This window comes from Pseudomonas sp. B3(2017) (assembly GCF_002113595.1).
Lineage (GTDB): Bacteria > Pseudomonadota > Gammaproteobacteria > Pseudomonadales > Pseudomonadaceae > Aquipseudomonas > Aquipseudomonas ekonensis.
In genome coordinates this window covers 127861-145218 of the sequence record NZ_NEIU01000007.1, presented here as the reverse complement: position 1 = coordinate 145218, position 17358 = coordinate 127861, and the positions used below count along the sequence as shown (strand labels likewise).

The 17358-nt window shown below is 64.6% G+C and carries 14 protein-coding genes; 7 read left to right on the top strand and 7 right to left on the bottom strand.

The genetic code is table 11. From position 1 onward, the window contains the following. Position 1: 1 nt before the first annotated feature. Entirely contained in the window at positions 2–415 is a 414-nt protein-coding gene (locus CAG33_RS12660; RefSeq protein ID WP_085630450.1) for a DUF3301 domain-containing protein, read from the bottom strand. A 117-nt stretch (positions 416–532) separates the two neighbouring features. On the opposite strand from CAG33_RS12660, the gene pdxY reads away from it, so the two are divergent. After that, positions 533–1405 carry a pyridoxal kinase PdxY gene (pdxY, locus tag CAG33_RS12655; protein ID WP_085638646.1) on the top strand — a complete coding sequence of 291 codons (873 nt, stop codon included), beginning with the start codon at positions 533–535 and terminating at the stop codon, positions 1403–1405. A 115-nt stretch (positions 1406–1520) separates the two neighbouring features. Here pdxY and CAG33_RS12650 read toward each other — a convergent pair whose 3' ends face one another. Next, a complete protein-coding gene (locus tag CAG33_RS12650; RefSeq protein WP_085579164.1) occupies positions 1521–2003 on the bottom strand; it encodes an acyl-CoA thioesterase in 483 nt (160 codons plus the stop codon). Positions 2004–2285: 282 nt separating this feature from the next. Between CAG33_RS12650 and CAG33_RS12645 the strand changes: the two genes are divergently transcribed. Continuing rightward, entirely contained in the window at positions 2286–4049 is a 1764-nt protein-coding gene (locus CAG33_RS12645; RefSeq protein ID WP_085579162.1) for a cation:proton antiporter, read from the top strand. A 25-nt stretch (positions 4050–4074) separates the two neighbouring features. Here the strand turns inward: CAG33_RS12645 and CAG33_RS12640 are convergent, their stop codons facing one another. From CAG33_RS12640 to uvrD, 4 genes are all read right to left on the bottom strand, one after another. After that, entirely contained in the window at positions 4075–4482 is a 408-nt protein-coding gene (locus CAG33_RS12640) for an SMI1/KNR4 family protein (RefSeq protein ID WP_085579160.1), read from the bottom strand. A 137-nt stretch (positions 4483–4619) separates the two neighbouring features. Continuing rightward, a complete protein-coding gene (locus CAG33_RS12635) occupies positions 4620–5498 on the bottom strand; it encodes a Tim44 domain-containing protein (protein ID WP_085579158.1) in 879 nt (292 codons plus the stop codon). 176 nt (positions 5499–5674) lie between these two features. Then, on the bottom strand, positions 5675–6115 hold the full coding sequence (locus CAG33_RS12630; protein WP_085579156.1) for an EamA family transporter: 441 nt from the start codon (positions 6113–6115) through the stop codon (positions 5675–5677). A 142-nt stretch (positions 6116–6257) separates the two neighbouring features. Next, on the bottom strand, positions 6258–8441 hold the full coding sequence (gene uvrD, locus CAG33_RS12625; protein ID WP_085630291.1) for a DNA helicase II: 2184 nt from the start codon (positions 8439–8441) through the stop codon (positions 6258–6260). A gap of 257 nt (positions 8442–8698) precedes the next feature. Here uvrD and CAG33_RS12620 point away from each other — a divergent pair, with 257 nt between their 5' ends. From CAG33_RS12620 to CAG33_RS12610, 3 genes are all read left to right on the top strand, one after another. Then, complete coding sequence (locus CAG33_RS12620; RefSeq protein WP_085638643.1) at positions 8699–11572, top strand: GGDEF domain-containing phosphodiesterase; 2874 nt, start codon at positions 8699–8701, stop codon at positions 11570–11572. Between the two features lie 151 nt (positions 11573–11723). After that, the gene (gene hexR, locus CAG33_RS12615) at positions 11724–12590 is read left to right on the top strand and encodes a transcriptional regulator HexR (RefSeq protein ID WP_085579149.1); all 867 of its coding nucleotides are present in this window, start codon (positions 11724–11726) and stop codon (positions 12588–12590) included. A gap of 129 nt (positions 12591–12719) precedes the next feature. Beyond that, positions 12720–12932: a PA3496 family putative envelope integrity protein gene (locus CAG33_RS12610; protein ID WP_085638639.1), complete on the top strand. Its 213-nt coding sequence runs from the start codon at positions 12720–12722 to the stop codon at positions 12930–12932. Here the strand turns inward: CAG33_RS12610 and CAG33_RS12605 are convergent. Then, a complete protein-coding gene (locus tag CAG33_RS12605; RefSeq protein WP_085579145.1) occupies positions 12874–13836 on the bottom strand; it encodes a LysR family transcriptional regulator in 963 nt (320 codons plus the stop codon). The genes CAG33_RS12610 and CAG33_RS12605 overlap by 59 nt on opposite strands. A gap of 191 nt (positions 13837–14027) precedes the next feature. Here CAG33_RS12605 and CAG33_RS12600 point away from each other — a divergent pair, with 191 nt between their 5' ends. Next, on the top strand, positions 14028–15443 hold the full coding sequence (locus CAG33_RS12600) for an acetyl-CoA carboxylase biotin carboxylase subunit (protein WP_085638636.1): 1416 nt from the start codon (positions 14028–14030) through the stop codon (positions 15441–15443). An 11-nt stretch (positions 15444–15454) separates the two neighbouring features. Further along, positions 15455–17263, top strand: a complete 1809-nt coding sequence (gene oadA, locus CAG33_RS12595) for a sodium-extruding oxaloacetate decarboxylase subunit alpha (RefSeq protein ID WP_085579141.1) — start codon at positions 15455–15457, stop codon at positions 17261–17263. The last annotated feature ends 95 nt before the right edge of the window (positions 17264–17358 follow it).

The window sequence follows — 17358 nt, the reverse complement described above, 5'->3', positions numbered from 1 at the left end:
CTCAGGGCTTCCACTTGGTGTGTTCCTGCCGCCACTGGCTCAGCTCGATCACTTCGGCCCGGGGCTTGGCGACGTCCGCCACCGGCGGCGCCTCGTCGAACGGCGCCGGGTAGGGTGCCAGTTCGATCTGTGCGCTGTGCGCGCCGAACTGAGTGATGGTGCCGTTGTGGCGGGTCTCGCCCGTCACGGTGAATTCGAAGCCGTAGACCCGGGCCAGCCGCCGGCGGCCGCTGGCGTCCTTGATGAAGCCGATCCGCTTCAGCGCGACATTGCCGTCGAGCAGCTCGACGCCGACGTTCACGCAATGCTGCTTGACCCGTTCCAGCGCGCGCTCCCGCAAGCCGTGGTTGTGCCAGAGCCATGCGCCGGCGGCGGCGAACAGCATCAGCACGAATATGTTTTCCAGGGTCAGCATCAACGGGGAACTCCAAAAGAGGGCATCAGCTTAACTGCGTCGCCGGTCTGTCGTACAGGCTGCGTTTCGTCGCATACTGCGCGGCTTGAATTTCAATCGTTTTACGGAAAATCCCGAATGAAACGTACGCCTCATCTGCTCGCCATCCAGTCCCATGTGGTGTTCGGCCACGCCGGCAACAGCGCTGCGGTTTTTCCGATGCAGCGGGTCGGGGTGAATGTCTGGCCGCTCAACACCGTGCAGTTTTCCAACCACACCCAGTATGGCCAGTGGGCCGGCGAAGTGCTGCAGCCGCAGCGGATTCCGGAGCTGGTCGAAGGCATCGCCGCCATCGGAGAGCTGGGCAACTGCGATGCGGTGCTGTCGGGCTACCTGGGCAGCGCCGCCCAGGGCCGGGCGATTCTCGAAGGGGTGGCGCGGATCAAGTCGGTCAATCCCAAGGCCCTTTACCTGTGCGATCCGGTGATGGGGCATCCGGAGAAGGGCTGCAGCGTGCCGGCGGAGGTCAGCGACTTTCTGCTGGAAGAGGCGGCGGCGGTGGCCGACATCATGTGCCCGAACCAGCTGGAGCTGGACAGCTTCGCCGGACGCAAGCCGCAGTCGTTGTTCGACTGCCTGGCGATGGCCCGCGCGTTGCTCGCCCGCGGTCCCAAGGCTGTGCTGGTCAAGCACCTGGACTATCCGGGCAAGCCGGCCGAAGGGTTCGAGATGTTGCTGGTGACGGCCGAGGGCAGCTGGCATCTGCGCCGTCCGCTGCTGGCGTTCCCGCGACAGCCGGTGGGCGTGGGCGACCTGACGTCCGGGCTGTTCCTGGCGCGGGTGCTGCTGGGCGACAGCCTGCTGGCGGCATTCGAGTTCACGGCGGCGGCGGTGCATGAGGTGCTGCTGGAGACCCAGGCCTGCGCCAGCTACGAATTGCAGCTGGTGCGGGCCCAGGACCGGATCGCCCACCCGCGGATGAAATTCGAGGCGACCCCGATCAGCCTGTGACCCACGCAAACTGTGGGAGCCAGCCTGCTGGCGATGGCGTCAGCAGGGACACAGCCTGACAGCGGCGGTGCGACGTGCCCGCGAAGGCTGTCGATGAAACGGCTTCACGAAGGGCTCACGCGTCGCCCTTGATCTCCTGATAGCGCTTCTCCAGCTCCTGACGAATCTGCCGGCGCTGCTGGGCCTGCATGAAACGGCGCTTCTCCTCGCTGTTCTGCGGCTGCAGCGGCGGCACCGGCGCAGGCTTGCGCTGGTCATCCACCGCGACCATGGTGAAGAAGCAACTGTTGGTGTGGCGCACCGAGCGCTCGCGGATGTTCTCGGTCACGACTTTGATGCCGACTTCCATCGAGGTGTTGCCGGTGTAGTTGACCGACGCCAGGAAGGTCACCAGTTCGCCGACGTGGATCGGCTCGCGGAAAATCACCTGGTCCACCGACAAGGTCACCACGTACCGGCCGGCGTAACGGCTGGCGCAGGCGTAGGCCACTTCGTCGAGGTATTTGAGCAGGGTGCCGCCATGGACATTGCCAGAGAAGTTGGCCATGTCGGGTGTCATCAGTACCGTCATCGACAGCTGGGCGTTTCCGGGTTCCATAACGTTCTCACGGGTCAAGGCAGGATTGCTGGAAGAAGCGCCTCTGCGGGCGCCTGGTCGTTTTTCAAACCACCGTTATCGGGACGCCGGGCAACTGGCCGCCGTCACGCCCGATCGATCTGTTTCCATATATTGCACCGCCTTCCGGCCGGAAGTCGCGGTGTTACCCTGCCAAAGCCACTTCCCAAGGGCGATTCCCACACCAAAAGCGGATTTTCATTCAGCTTGCCCAGCCTGTTTCCCAGGCCAGCGGCGAGCCTTGCCATTCAAGGAGCCCACGCCATGCATGCCATCAGTTTCATTCAGGACCTGGCAGTGATCATGTTGGTCGCGGGCGTGGTGACCGTGCTGTTCCACCGCTTCAAGCAGCCGGTGGTGCTCGGCTACATCGTCGCCGGGTTCATCATCGGCCCGCACACGCCGCCGTTCGGCCTGATCCACGACGAAGACACCATCAAGACCCTCGCCGAACTGGGGGTGATCTTCCTGATGTTCTGCCTGGGCCTGGAGTTCAGCCTGCGCAAGCTGTTCAAGGTCGGCGCCACGGCGTTCATCGCGGCCTTCCTCGAAATCGTGCTGATGATCTGGATCGGCTACGAAATCGGCCGCTGGTTCGACTGGAACACCATGGATTCGCTGTTCCTCGGCGCAATCCTGGCCATTTCCTCGACCACCATCATCGTCAAGGCGCTCAATGACCTGAAGATGAAGAACGAGCGTTTCGCCCAGCTGATCTTCGGTGTGCTGATCGTCGAGGACATCCTGGGCATCGGCATCATCGCCTTGCTGTCGAGCATCGCCGTCAGCGGCACGGTGAGCTCCGGCGAAGTGTTCTCCACGGTCGGCAAGCTGTCGCTGTTCATGATCGTCGCCTTGGTCATCGGCATCCTGCTGGTGCCGCGCCTGCTGGCCTACGTGGCGAAATTCGAAAGCAACGAGATGCTGCTGATCACCGTGCTGGGCCTGTGCTTCGGCTTCTGCCTGCTGGTGGTCAAGCTGGAATACAGCATGGTGCTGGGGGCCTTCCTGATCGGCGCGATCATGGCCGAGTCGCGGCAACTGCTGAAGATCGAGCGCCTGATCGAGCCGGTCCGCGACCTGTTCAGCGCCATTTTCTTTGTCGCCATCGGCCTGATGCTCGACCCGATGATCCTGCTGCAGTACGCCTGGCCGATCGCGGTCATCACCGTGGCGGTGGTGTTGGGCAAGATGCTGTCCTGCGGCCTCGGTGCCTTTATCGCCGGCAACGACGGACGCACCTCGCTGCGGGTCGGGATGGGGCTTTCGCAGATCGGCGAGTTTTCCTTCATCATCGCGGCGCTGGGCATGACGCTGCAGGTCACCAGCCATTTCCTCTATCCGGTGGCCGTGGCGGTCTCGGTCATCACCACGTTGCTGACGCCGTACCTGATCCGCGCCGCCGATCCGCTGTCGATCAAGCTGTCCGCCGCCATGCCGCAGCGCCTGGGCCGGGTGTTCGGCCTCTACGGCGAATGGCTGCGCAGCATCCAGCCCCGTGGCGAAGGGGCTTTGCTGGCGTCGATGATCCGGCGGATCCTGCTGCAGGTCGGGGTGAATCTGGCGCTGGTGATCGCGATTTTCCTGGCCGGCGCCTTTTTCGCCGGGCGCATTTCGGTGTGGCTGCAGGACTGGATCGCCGATCCGGGCTGGCAGAAGGCATTGATCTGGGGGGCGGCGCTGCTGCTGTCGTTGCCGTTCCTGATCGCGGCTTACCGCAAGCTCAAGGCGCTGTCGATGCTGTTGGCGGAGATGGGCGTCAAGCCGGAAATGGCCGGACGCCATACGCAGCGGGTGCGGCGGGTGATCGCCGAAGTGATTCCGCTTCTTTCGCTGCTGGTGATTTTCCTGCTGTTGGCAGCCTTGTCGGCCAGTATCTTGCCGACCAACAAGTTGCTGGTGCTGGTCGCCGTGGTGGCGGCCGCCGTGGCGGCGCTGCTCTGGCGCTGGTTCATCCGGGTGCACACACGGATGCAGGTGGCCTTGCTGGAGACCCTCGACAACCACAAGGAGCCGTCGGGGCACTGAAGGCCGCCCTGGGCGACGGGGCGGATCAGCTTTCCAGCCAGACGTCCCGTGCCCAGTGCCAGACCGACTCCCAAGACTCTTCGGTGACCAGTTCCTCTTCGCCCGACCACAGCACCACGGTGCCGTCCTCTTCGACGCAGTAGTAATCATCGCCGTCCTGACAGATCGGGATCAGGTCGCGCGGCACGCCGGCATCCCAGGCGTTCGCGGCCACTTCGGGCAGGTAGGTGTGGGACTGCGGGTCGGTGACGGTCACCGGCTCCAGGCTGCCGTACACCACGTCGCTGACGGTCAGCAGGAACTCCTTGAAGACGAACGGGATGTTGATGAAGAGCTGTTCTTCGATCTCAACCAGTTGGTCTTCGTCAGGCAGTTCCAGGGGAACCGGCACGGGCTCGTTGGCTTCGCGCAGTTGTTCGATGATTTCTTCCACGTCCGGGATCCTCTTGCTTGTATGGCGCGGTTTGCATGGGGCGGTTTATACAGTAGCTCGCTATGGATGCAACCGCGAAATAGAAAACCCCGGCCATGGCCGGGGTTTTCGGTACTGCAGGCCTGACGCGCCTGGGATCAGCCGTTCTGGCGGATGCCGGCCACCAGCCATGGCTGGTTTTCGCCCTGCGGACGTTCCATGTTCCAGCTTTCGCTGAACACTTCGCCCTGGTCGAAACGCGAGGTCTTCGACACGCCGCTGAAGGTCAGGGTGGCGATGGTCTTGTCTGCACGGTCATCCACGCCGTCCAGTTGCACCTGGAGGTTGTCGATGTAGGTGGACTGGAAGCCGTCGCCCAGGTCCGCGCGCTCGCGCTTGAGGAACTCGAGCATCTGCGGGGTCACGAACTCGGCGATCTTGTCCATTTCGTTGGCGTCCCAATGCTGCTGCAGGGCCTGGAAGTGGCTGCGGGCGGCTTCGAGGAAACGCTGTTCGTTGAACCAGGCCGGTGCGTTGATCACCGGACGGGCGGCAGGGGCTGCCGACCCGCCGAAGATCGAGCCCATGGCGGCCGGCTTCTGCTCGAACGCTTCACGCTGCATCGGCGCATGGCCGGCCGGCGCGAACTGGTCCTGCTGCTTGCGGCGACGGGCGGCGATGAAGCGGAAGATCACGAACGCGATGAGGGCCATGATCAGGATGTCGAAGAACTGCATGCCTTGGAAGCCGTCGCCCATGAACATGGAGGCGAGCAGGCCGCCGGCGGCGATGCCGGCCAGCGGGCCGAGCCAGCGCGAGGCACCGCCGGCCTTGGCGGCCGCGCCTGCGGCACCGGCAGCACCGGCGGTCGCCGCAGCGCCGCCCATGCCCGGGGAAGAAGGAGCCATCTGGCTGGTCTGGTGCGTCGGCGCGGCGCCGGAGCTTTTGCCACCACCGAAGCGCTTGGCTGCGTTGACATCGAGGCTCATCGTCAGGCCGATGCACAACGCCATGGCGATGCTGAGGAAACGTTTCATAAAGGGTATTCCCGTTTGTGGAGAGCACGCGCGCCATGTTGCACAGCTGAAGTGTCACTGGCTAGCGGCAGAGTGTTTCGGGCTTTTGCCTGACAGGCTAGGTTCAGCTCGGTCGAGGCAATAGGCCCATGTACATTTGTCTGTAGGAAAAATAGGAAGGTTCAGCGGGTTTCTATTCAGCGGCGCAAGGCCAACAAGACGACGCCCGCGGTGATCAGGCCGATCCCGCCCCATTGGCGCAGGTCGAGCTTCTCGCCGAGCAGGAGCGCGCCGAGCACCGCCACCAGCACCACGCTGAGCTTGTCCACCGGGGCGACCAGCGAGGCCGGGCCGACCTTCAGGGCGCGGAAGTAGCACAGCCACGACGCGCCGGTGCCCAACCCGGACAGCAGCAGGAACAGGTAGCTCTTGGCGGAGATCGATCCCAACGACTGATATTGGCCCGTCGCGTACAAAATCAAGGCCAGGCTGACCAGCACCACGAAGGTGCGCAGCAGGGTGGCGAAGTCGGAATTGACGTTCTCGATGCCGACCTTGGCGAAAATCGCGGTCAGCGCGGCGAACAAGGCCGAGAGCAGGGCCCAGAAGGTCCACGAGGAGAAGAAGCCTGAGCCCATGAATCGCTCCCTGTCGGATCAAGGTTCACACACGCCGGTGCGGGAGCGAGCCGGCTCGCGATTGAAACGCCGCGGTTCGACTGACGAACCGCATTGAAGCCATCGCGAGCAGGCTCGCTCCCACACAAAGGCGGATTCAGTTTCAGATCGCTTCCAGCTTCGCGTAGCCCAGCATCAGCCACTTGCTGCCTTCGCTGAAGTTGACCTGCACCCGCGCCTGGGCGCCGGCGCCTTCGAAGTTGAGGATCACGCCGTCGCCGAAGATCGAATGGCGCACGGCCTGGCCGAGGCTCAGGCCGGTCTCCGGGATCGCGCTGCCGCTGAACAGATTGCTGCCGCTCATCGACTGGTTGCCGCCGAACGGACGGCTGACGCTGTTCGACAGGCGCACTTCCTGGATCAGGCCCTTGGGCACTTCCCGCACGAAACGCGACACCTTGTTGTAGGTCTCGCTGCCGTACAGGCGTCGGGTCTCGGCATAGGTCATCACCAGGTTCTGCATGGCGCGGGTGATGCCGACATAGGCCAGACGCCGTTCCTCTTCGAGACGTCCCGGTTCCTCCAGGCTCATTTTGTGCGGGAACAGGCCTTCTTCCATGCCCACCAGGAACACGTAAGGGAATTCCAGGCCCTTGGCGCTGTGCAGGGTCATCAGCTGAATGCTGTCTTCGTGCTCGTCGGCCTGGGTGTCGCCGGCCTCCAGCGACGCGTGGCCGAGGAACGCCGCCAGCGGCGTCAGGTCCTCGTCCTCGTCGGTGTTCTCGAAGTTGCGCGCGGCGCTGACCAGTTCCTCAAGGTTTTCCACCCGGGCCTGGCCTTTCTCGCCTTTTTCCGCCTCGTGGTAGGCGATCAGGCCGGACTGCTCGATGACGGTCTGGGTCATCAGGTGTAGCGGCATGTCGATGCACTTGGCGGCGAGGTTCTCGATCAGTTCGATGAACGCGCCCAGGGCGCTTGCCGCGCGGCCGGTCAGGCCTTTGTTGGCGACCAGCTGGCGCATCGCTTCCCACATCGACACGTCGCTGTGGCGCGCGTGCTCGCGGATCGCCTCGACGGTCTTCTCGCCGATGCCCCGGGCCGGAACGTTGATCACCCGTTCCAGCGCCGCGTCGTTGCCGCGGCCTTCCAGCAGGCGCAGGTAGGCCATGGCGTTCTTGATTTCGGCCCGTTCGAAGAAGCGCTGGCCGCCATAGATGCGGTACGGGATGCGTTCGCGCAGCAGGGCCTCTTCCAGCACGCGGGATTGGGCGTTGGAGCGGTAGAGAATCGCGATGTCGCTGCGGGACAGGCCGGTCTTCAGGGCGCTTTCGATGGTTTCGACCACGTAGCGCGCTTCGTCGTGTTCGTTGAACGCGGCGTACAGGCTGATCGCTTCGCCGTCGCCGCCGTCGGTCCACAGCTCTTTGCCCAGACGCCCGGTGTTGTTGGCGATCAGGGCGTTGGCAGCCTTGAGGATGCCGGCGGTGGAGCGGTAGTTCTGCTCCAGGCGGATGGTTTCGGCGTCCGGGAAGTCGGCGGAATACTGATGGATGTTCTCGATCTTCGCCCCGCGCCAGCCGTAGATCGACTGGTCGTCGTCGCCCACCACCATCAGGCTGTCGCCGCCCTTGGCCAACAGGCGCAACCAGGCGTACTGCACGGCGTTGGTGTCCTGGAACTCGTCCACCAGGATGTGCCGGAAACGTTTCTGGTAATGGGCCAGCAGGCCCGGATGGTCGCGCCACAGATCCAGGGCGCGCAGCAGCAGTTCCGAGAAGTCGATGACCCCGGCGCGCAGGCACGCGGCCTCGTAGGCTTCATAGATGCCGCGCATGGTGGCCAGGAACAGGTCGCCGCCGGCCTGGATGTGCTGCGGGCGCAGGCCTTCGTCTTTCTGCCCGTTGATGAACCATTGGGCCTGGCGGGCCGGCCAGCGTTGCTCGTCCAGCCCCAGCTCGCGGATCACCCGCTTGACCAGCCGCTGCTGGTCGTCGCTGTCGAGGATCTGGAAGGTCTGGCTCAGCCCGGCCTCCTGCCAGTGCGCCCGCAGCAGGCGGTGCGCCAGGCCGTGGAAGGTGCCGACCCACATGCCGGCCGGGTTGATGCCCAGCAGCTGTTCGATGCGGTGGCGCATCTCGGCGGCGGCCTTGTTGGTGAAGGTCACCGACAGGATGGAGTGGGGCGAGGCGTTTTCGACCTGGATCAACCAGGCGATACGGTGCACCAGCACTCGGGTTTTGCCGGAGCCGGCACCGGCCAGGACCAATTGACGGCCAACGGGGGCCGCTACGGCCTGGCGTTGGGCATCGTTGAGGGAGTTCAGCAGAAGGGAGAGATCATCGCGCATCGGGGCATTCTAGGGTGCGCCGCAGGCCCGGGCAAACCAAGCGTTGCATGAACCGATGAAAGCGCTGCCGATGACGACCGGCCAGTCACCGGCCGCATGCGTTGGCCCGCTTGGTTCCGGGGCTTTCGCGGGGCAGCCGGCGGGGCGAAGTTTCGGCGAAATTATGATCTGGAGCAGTTTGGCAAGTGAATCGGCTTGTGTATGCTCCGTCCACGTTTCGGGCCCATGCTCACCTTATAAGAACAAGAACGTTGCCTATGACCCTCAGCCCCGACCTGTCGGGCCCCCTCGTGGAGCCCCGGGCTATCCGCAAGCACTACGCCATGCAGATGGCGGTCGAGCGCACGCGCCTGCTGTATCAGGGCTCACTGTTGCCCACGCTGTTCATGCTGATCAACGGTCTGGTCTGCGCCGGCCTGCTCTGGAGCCCGCAGCGCTACTTCGTGGTCAGCGTCTGGCTGGTGTGGCTGCTGTCGCTGGTCGCCTTGCGGGTGATTCAGGTCGCCGCCTTCGATTCGGCGATCCCCGACCGACAAGCCCAGCCCGTCTGGCGCCGGATGTTCCTGCTCGGCTCGACCATGACCGGACTGACCCTGGCCGGCGCAGGCATCGCCCTGGTGCCGGCGGACAACTTCATGCAGCAGGCCTGGGTGTTCGGCCTGATCGGCGCCGCGACCCTGTCGGCCAGCGTCGCCTACGCCGTGAGCATTCCGGCGTTCCTGTCCTTTACCTTGCCTTGCCTGCTGCCGGCCATCGGTTACCTGTTCTGGGGCGGCGACGAGCAGGCCCGCGGCTGGGGCTGGCTGGGGCTGATCCTGCTCGGTTCGCTGAGCGTGGTGGCCTGGCAGATCAACCGGCTGATCGACCGCGGCCTGCTGCGGCGTTTCCAGAACCAGCACCTGATCGAACACCTGCAGCGGGCGCAGGCGCGCAGCGAGCAGCTCAACCAGGAGCTGGCGAAGGAAATCGAGCAGCGCCGCTGCGCCGAGGGACGTTTGCGCGAGGCCCAGGTCGAGCTGGAAGACCGGGTCGCCCAGCGCAGCCGTGAGCTGGACGCCGCCAACCAGGCCCTGAGCAAAAGCGAGGCGCGCCTGGCGCTGGCGCTCAAGGCCAGCGAGCTGGGCCTGTGGGACTGGAACCTGCAGACCGACGAAGTCCATCACACGCAGATCCAGGAACTGTTCGGCATCGACCCTGAGTACGTCACCGGGCTGCTCAGGCATCTGCGTCCGCGCCTGCACCCCGAAGACGTGCCGCCGCTCAAGCGGGCGCTGATCGAGCACCTCAAGGGCCGCACCGAGGACTATCAGATCGAGTACCGCGTGCGCCACGGCGACGGTCACTGGGTCTGGATCGAAGACCGCGGCCGCGCCGTGGAACGCAGCGACAGCGGGCAGGTCACCCGCATGGTCGGCACCCGGCGCGACATCAGCGTCAGCAAAAGCCAGGAAGCGCAACGGCAACTGGCGGCGACGGTGTTCGAGGCGGCCAGCGAGGGCATCGTGATCCTCGATCCGAACTACTCGCTGATCGCCATCAACCAGGCGTTCAGCCGGGTCACCGGTTACGACATCGAAGACATGCTCGGGCGCAACGTCGTCGAACTGCCGTGCAGCCGCGATGCCCGCCGGCACTACGTCGCCATCCGCCATGCGCTGGAGCAGCACGGCACCTGGCAGGGCGAACTGGTGGAAACCCGCAAGAACGGCGAGCTGTACCCGCAGTGGCTGCAACTGAACGCTGTGCGCGATGATCGGGGAAACGTCAGTCATATCGTGGGCTTCTTCGCCGATCTGTCGGCTCGACGCGAGTCCGAGGAGCGCATGCGCTTCCTGACCCATTACGACGAACTCACCGGCCTGGCCAACCGCTCGCTGTTCCGCGAGCGCCTGCACGAGGCCCATCAGCGTGTGCGTCAGGGCGGGCGCCGCAGCCTGGCGCTGCTGCACATCAACCTGGACCGGTTCAAGCTGCTCAACGACAGCCTGGGCCATGAGGTCGCCGACCAGTTGCTGCAACGGATGGCCCGGCGGCTGGTCAGCGCGCTGCCGGAGGCGGACACCATCGCGCGGTTGTCCGGCGACGAGTTCGCGGTGCTGTTCGATGCCTACGGCAACCTGTCGAGCCTGGCGCGGGTCGCCACGCGCCTGCTGGCCAAGCTGCGCCTGCCGCTGACCGTGGAAGGGCACGAACTGGTGGTCAGCGCCTCCATGGGCATCAGCCTGTTGCCGGACAGCGCCCGGGAGATTGCCGCGCTGGTCAGCCAATCGAACATGGCCATGCAGCACGCCAAGCACCTGGGCGGCAACAACTTCCAGTTCTACACCGACAGCCTGCAAGCCAGCACCCTTGAGCGCCTGCAGCTGGAAAACCAGTTGCGCAAGGCGATCGAAGACAAGCAACTGCACGTGTTCTACCAACCGAAGCTGTGCCTGGCCACCGGCCGCCTGAACGCCGCCGAAGCGCTGGTGCGCTGGGATCATCCGACCCTGGGCCGGGTGCCGCCGGGGGACTTCATCGGGCTCGCCGAAGAGACCGGTCTGATCGGCCCCATCGGCGAATTCGTCCTGCGCCAGGCCTGCCAGCAGGCCTGCGAGTGGCAGCGCCAGGGGCTGGAGCCGATCCGGGTGTCGGTGAACCTGTCGGTGCATCAGCTGCGCCAGGGCAAGCTGGCCAGCCTGGTGCGCCAGGTGCTGGAGGAAACCGGCCTGGCCCCGCACTACCTGGAGCTGGAACTGACCGAAAGCCAGTTGCTCGACAGCGTCGAGCACATCATCGCCACGTTCCAGCAGCTGCGCGACCTGGGGGTGAAGCTGGCCATCGATGACTTCGGCACCGGCTATTCCTCCCTCAGCTACCTCAAGCGGATCCCGGTGGATTACGTGAAGATCGACCAGGCGTTCATCCGTGGCCTGGGCGAGGGCAGCGAGGACGCGGCGATCACCCGGGCGATCATCGCCATGGCCCACGGACTGACGCTGAAGGTGGTGGCCGAAGGCGTCGAGCGGCCCGAGCAACTGGCCTTCCTGAAGGCCGAGGGGTGCGACGAAGTGCAGGGCTATCTGATCAGTCGTCCGGTGGAGGCCGACGCCCTGGCCGACCTGCTGCGCGGGCAGGAAAACCTGCGCTGAAGGGCTACATGCGGCGGATGCCGCCTGATACGGGGATATCGAGTGATGCATTGAGCAGGCAAAAAGCCAATTCATGTAGTATAACTACAAGCTTGCTACATGCCTTGCGACTGCCCATGGCAAGCGCCTGACCACAACAAGAGTCCAGCCCTTGAATCTGCTGCAACATATCGCCCAGTCACGTCACCTGTTACGCAAGTCGGAGCTCAAGGTCGCCGACCACGTGCTGCTTGACCCGGCGGCGGTGATGCACAGTTCCATGGCCGACCTGGCCCACAGCGTCGGCATCAGCGAACCGACCATCGTGCGCTTCTGCCGGGCCATCGGCTGTTCCGGTTTCCAGGACCTCAAGCTCAAGCTGGCGCAGAGCCTGGCGGCGGGCGCCAGCTTCGGTCAATTCGCGATCCATGAAGACGATTCGGTCGCCGACTACAGCCTGAAGATCTTCGACACCACCCTGCACACGCTGATGGAGGTGCGCGAGAAGCTCGACCCTCAGGAGCTGCAGCGGGCGGTGACCCTGATGTCCCAGGCCCAACGCGTCGAGTTCTACGGCTTCGGCGCGTCCGGCGCGGTGGCGGCGGATGCGCAGCACAAGTTCTTCCGGCTGCTGCTGACGGCGGCGGCGTACTCCGACCCTCACATGCAGGCGATGTCCGCCGTGACGCTGAAGCCGACCGACGTGGCGATCTGCATTTCCCAGTCCGGCCGCTCCAAGGATCTGCTGATCACCGCCAACCTCGTGCGTGAAAGCGGCGCTTCGCTGATCACCCTGTGCCCGAGCCAGACGCCGTTGGCCGAGCTGTCCACCGTCAACCTGGCGATCGACGTGCATGAAGACACCGAGATCTACACGCCGCTGACTTCGCGCATCGCCCACCTGGTGGTGATCGACGTGCTGGCGATGGGTGTGGCAATGGCCCGCGGCCCGAGCCTGGTCAACCACCTCAAGAGCGTCAAGCGCAGCCTGCGCAGCCTGCGGCTGTCGCCCAAGGCCGTGAAACCCCTGGACGACTGACGCTGCAGGATCCTGGGGCGAGGGAGCCGGCGCCCTCGCCACATTCATCCGCCTGTAACCTCCGCGCCGCCAAACCGTCATCCCCCGGGCCTATCGTGAAACTCCCGTACTCGCCTTGGGAGACTCGAAATGGCTCAGCCCTACGAAGAACGCAACAGCGCTGCGAAAACCCGCCGTCAACAGGAAGACCAGCGCCGCATGGAGTTTCGCCGCGCCATCGAAGACCGCTTCGAGTTGCGCCAGCTTCAGGCCGAAATCAGCGGCGTGCCCTCGGATTTCGAGTTCAACTACTGGCAGGCGGCACCGTCGGCTTCCCGGCGAAGCGCTCAACCAGCGCGCTGATCTGCGCACGTTCGCTGCGGATGAACGCCAGAAAGGCGTGAGCCACCGGTGACAGGCGCTTGGCCTTGGCCTGCACCAGGCACCAACTGCGCAGCAGCGGCAGTTCTTCGACCGGCAACTCCACCAGGCCGCCGGTCGCCAGCTCCAGGTTCAGGGCGTGGCGCGTCAGCAGCGCCAGGCCCAGGCCGGCCAACACGCATTCGCGCTGGGCTTCGGCCGAGGCCACTTCCTGGGTCTGGGTGAAGTGCACGCGCTTCTCCTTGAAGTATTCCTCGCAGGCCAGCCGCGTGCCGGAGCCGGGCTCGCGGATCAGCAGGGTATAAGGCTCAAGATCCTGCAGGCGCAGCGGCCCCATGTGCGACAGCGGATGGTCCGGCGGCGCCACCGCCACGATCGGGTTGTTGAGGAACGGCAGGAATTCCAGGCCCATGTCCTGGGGCACCATGGACATGATCACCAGGTCGTCGCGGTTGTCGGAAAGGCGGCGGATGACCTGGCCCCGGTTGACCACCGTCAGTTGCAGGTTCACTTCCGGGTGCTGACGCTTGAAGGCGGCGAACAGGTGCGGCACGAAGTACTTGGCGCTGGACTCCACCGCCAGTTTCAGCTGGCCCTGCAACGATCCCTGCATGTCCGAAAGCTGCATGTCGAGGTTTTCCAGGCGGCCGAAGATGTCCCGGCTGGCCCGTTGCAGCGCTTCGGCGGCCTCGGTCATGTAGAGTTTCTTGCCCACATAGTCGAACAGCGGCTGGCCGATCAGCTCTTCGAGCTGACGGATCTGTAGGCTGACGGCCGGTTGCGTGAGGGACATTTCGTCGGCGGCGCGGCTGTAGGAGCGCAAGTCACACACTTCGTTGAAGATCTGCAATTGACGCAATGTCATACGCATCAAGGACTTACGCATTTTCTACCGGCTCTGGCAGCGACTGGGTGCAATGACTATAAGTCTTTACTTATGCCTGTCCCAATTTTTATTCATTTTTGTTAATCCCTTGCCGGCGCTAGTGTGAAGCGGCGACCAGATTGAAACATTTGGTCACGCGTCGACCTGGGTCTAGCAGGTCGTGGTTACCACCGGCTCAAGGGAACCTCCAAGTGATAACAAAGATCCTGATCGCCAACCGTGGTGAGATCGCCGTACGAATCGTGCGTGCCTGCGCCGAGATGGGCATCCGCTCGGTAGCGATTTTTTCCGACGCCGACCGGCATGCCTTGCATGTGAAGCGTGCGGACGAGGCCCACAGCATCGGTGCCGAGCCGCTGGCCGGTTACCTCAACCCGCGCAAGCTGGTGAACCTGGCGGTGGAGACCGGCTGCGATGCGCTGCACCCCGGTTACGGTTTCCTGTCGGAAAACGCCGAACTGGCGGAGATCTGCGCCGAACGCGGGATCAAATTCATCGGCCCGTCGGCGGAAGTGATCCGCCGCATGGGCGACAAGACCGAAGCGCGCCGCAGCATGATCAAGGCCGGCGTGCCGGTCACGCCGGGCACCGAAGGCAACGTGTCGGGGCTCGAAGAGGCCCTGAGCGAAGGCGACCGCATCGGTTACCCGGTGATGCTCAAGGCCACCTCCGGCGGTGGCGGCCGGGGCATCCGCCGCTGCAACAGCCGCGAAGAGCTTGAACAGAACTTCCCCCGCGTGATCTCCGAGGCCACCAAGGCGTTCGGCTCGGCGGAAGTGTTCCTGGAAAAGTGCATCGTCAACCCGAAGCACGTCGAGGCGCAGATCCTCGGTGACAGTTTCGGCAACGTGGTGCACCTGTTCGAGCGTGACTGCTCGATCCAGCGCCGCAACCAGAAGCTGATCGAGATCGCCCCAAGCCCCCAGCTGACCCCGGAGCAGCGCGCCTACATCGGCGACCTGTCGGTGCGCGCCGCCAAGGCTGTGGGCTACGAGAACGCCGGCACCGTGGAGTTCCTGCTCGCCGACGGCGAGGTGTACTTCATGGAGATGAACACCCGGGTGCAGGTGGAACACACCATCACCGAGGAAATCACCGGGATCGATATCGTCCGCGAACAGATCCGCATCGCCTCCGGCCTGCCGCTGTCGGTGAAACAGGAAGACATCCAGCACCGCGGTTTCGCGCTGCAGTTCCGGATCAACGCCGAAGACCCGAAAAACAATTTCCTGCCGAGCTTCGGCAAGATCACCCGCTACTACGCCCCCGGCGGCCCGGGTGTGCGCACCGACACGGCGATCTACACCGGCTACACCATTCCGCCGTTTTACGACTCGATGTGCCTGAAGCTGGTGGTCTGGGCGCTGACCTGGGAAGAGGCCATGGACCGCGGCCTGCGCGCCCTCGACGACATGCGCCTGCAAGGGGTCAAGACCACTGCGGCGTACTATCAGGAAATCCTGCGCAACCCGGAATTCCGCAGCGGCCAGTTCAACACCAGCTTCGTCGAAAGCCATCCGGAACTGACCAACTACTCGATCAAGCGCAAACCCGAAGAGCTGGCCCTGGCCATCGCCGCCGCCATCGCCGCCCACGCAGGCCTGTGAGGAAAAGAACAATGAGCAAGAAGATTCATGTAACCGACACCATCCTGCGCGACGCCCACCAATCGCTGCTCGCGACCCGCATGCGCACCGAAGACATGCTGCCGATCTGCGACAAGCTCGACAAGGTCGGCTACTGGTCGCTGGAAGTCTGGGGCGGCGCGACGTTCGACGCCTGCGTGCGCTTTCTCAAGGAAGACCCGTGGGAGCGCCTGCGCCAACTGCGCGCCGCGCTGCCGAACACCCGCCTGCAGATGCTCCTGCGCGGCCAGAACCTGCTGGGCTACCGCCATTACAGCGACGACGTGGTCAAGGCGTTCGTCGCCAAGGCCGCAGTCAACGGCATCGACGTGTTCCGCATCTTCGACGCGATGAACGACGTGCGTAACCTGCGGGTGGCCATCGAAGCGGTGAAGGCCGCCGGCAAGCACGCCCAGGGCACCATCGCCTACACCACCAGCCCGGTGCACACCATCGAGGCTTTCGTGAACCAGGCCAAGCAGATGGAAGCCATGGGTTGCGACTCGGTGGCGATCAAGGACATGGCCGGCCTGCTGACCCCGTTCGCCACCGGCGAACTGGTCAAGGCCTTGAAGGCCGAGCAGTCGCTGCCGGTGTTCATCCATTCCCACGACACCGCCGGCCTGGCCGCGATGTGCCAGCTCAAGGCCGTCGAAAACGGTGCCGACCACATCGACACCGCCATCTCCAGCTTCGCCTGGGGCACCAGCCACCCGGGCACCGAATCGATGGTCGCCGCCCTCAAGGGCAGCGAGTTCGACACCGGCCTGAACCTGGAGCTGCTGCAAGAGATCGGCCTGTACTTCTACGCCGTGCGCAAGAAGTACCACCAGTTCGAAAGCGAGTTCACGGCGGTCGACACCCGTGTGCAGGTCAACCAGGTGCCGGGCGGCATGATTTCCAACCTGGCCAACCAGCTGAAAGAGCAGGGCGCCCTGAACCGCATGAACGAAGTGCTGGCGGAAATCCCGCGGGTGCGCGAAGACCTGGGCTACCCGCCGCTGGTGACCCCGACGTCGCAGATCGTCGGCACCCAGGCGTTCTTCAACGTGCTGGCCGGTGAGCGCTACAAGACCATCACCAACGAAGTGAAGCTCTACCTGCAAGGCGGTTACGGCAAGGCCCCGGGCACGGTGAACGAGCAGCTGCGCCGCCAGGCCATCGGCAGCGAGGAGGTGATCGACGTGCGTCCGGCGGACCTGCTCAAGCCGGAAATGACCAAGCTGCGGGCCGACATCGGCGCCCTGGCCCAGTCCGAAGAGGACGTGCTGACCTTCGCCATGTTCCCGGACATCGGCCGCAAGTTCCTCGAAGAGCGTGCCGCCGGCACCCTGACGCCGGAAGTGCTGCTGCCGATCCCGGAAGCGGGCAAGGTGACTTCGGCGGGCGGTGAAGGCGTACCGACCGAGTTCGTCATCGACGTCCACGGCGAAACCTACCGGGTGGACATCACCGGCGTCGGCGTGAAGGCCGAAGGCAAGCGCCACTTCTACCTGTCCATCGACGGCATGCCGGAAGAGGTGGTGTTCGAACCGCTCAACGAGTTCGTCGGCGGCGGCAGCAGCAAGCGCAAGCAGGCTTCGGCGCCGGGCCACGTCAGCACCACCATGCCGGGCAATATCGTCGATGTGCTGGTGAAGGAGGGCGACACCGTCAAGGCCGGCCAGGCCGTGCTGATCACCGAAGCCATGAAGATGGAGACCGAAGTCCAGGCGGCCATCGCCGGCAAGGTCACCGCCATTCATGTCGCCAAGGGTGACCGGGTGAATCCGGGCGAGATCCTGATCGAGATCGAGGGCTGACCGACAGCGCCGATGCAACGCTTTATACCTCGGGGGGGCATGTGCCCCCCTTTTTTTGTCCGCTGTTTCCGGCGGGAACGGCACACTCCGCCGTT

What these genes read in the sequence shown, in the direction of transcription:
- CAG33_RS12660 (WP_085630450.1), bottom strand. Translation starts at nt 415, where the DNA reads ATGCTGACCCTGGAAAACATATTCGTGCTGATGCTGTTCGCCGCCGCC.
- pdxY (WP_085638646.1), top strand. Translation starts at nt 533, where the DNA reads ATGAAACGTACGCCTCATCTGCTCGCCATCCAGTCCCATGTGGTGTTC.
- CAG33_RS12650 (WP_085579164.1), bottom strand. Translation starts at nt 2,003, where the DNA reads ATGGAACCCGGAAACGCCCAGCTGTCGATGACGGTACTGATGACACCC.
- CAG33_RS12645 (WP_085579162.1), top strand. Translation starts at nt 2,286, where the DNA reads ATGCATGCCATCAGTTTCATTCAGGACCTGGCAGTGATCATGTTGGTC.
- CAG33_RS12635 (WP_085579158.1), bottom strand. Translation starts at nt 5,498, where the DNA reads ATGAAACGTTTCCTCAGCATCGCCATGGCGTTGTGCATCGGCCTGACG.
- CAG33_RS12630 (WP_085579156.1), bottom strand. Translation starts at nt 6,115, where the DNA reads ATGGGCTCAGGCTTCTTCTCCTCGTGGACCTTCTGGGCCCTGCTCTCG.
- uvrD (WP_085630291.1), bottom strand. Translation starts at nt 8,441, where the DNA reads ATGCGCGATGATCTCTCCCTTCTGCTGAACTCCCTCAACGATGCCCAA.
- CAG33_RS12620 (WP_085638643.1), top strand. Translation starts at nt 8,699, where the DNA reads ATGACCCTCAGCCCCGACCTGTCGGGCCCCCTCGTGGAGCCCCGGGCT.
- CAG33_RS12610 (WP_085638639.1), top strand. Translation starts at nt 12,720, where the DNA reads ATGGCTCAGCCCTACGAAGAACGCAACAGCGCTGCGAAAACCCGCCGT.
- CAG33_RS12605 (WP_085579145.1), bottom strand. Translation starts at nt 13,836, where the DNA reads ATGCGTAAGTCCTTGATGCGTATGACATTGCGTCAATTGCAGATCTTC.
- oadA (WP_085579141.1), top strand. Translation starts at nt 15,455, where the DNA reads ATGAGCAAGAAGATTCATGTAACCGACACCATCCTGCGCGACGCCCAC.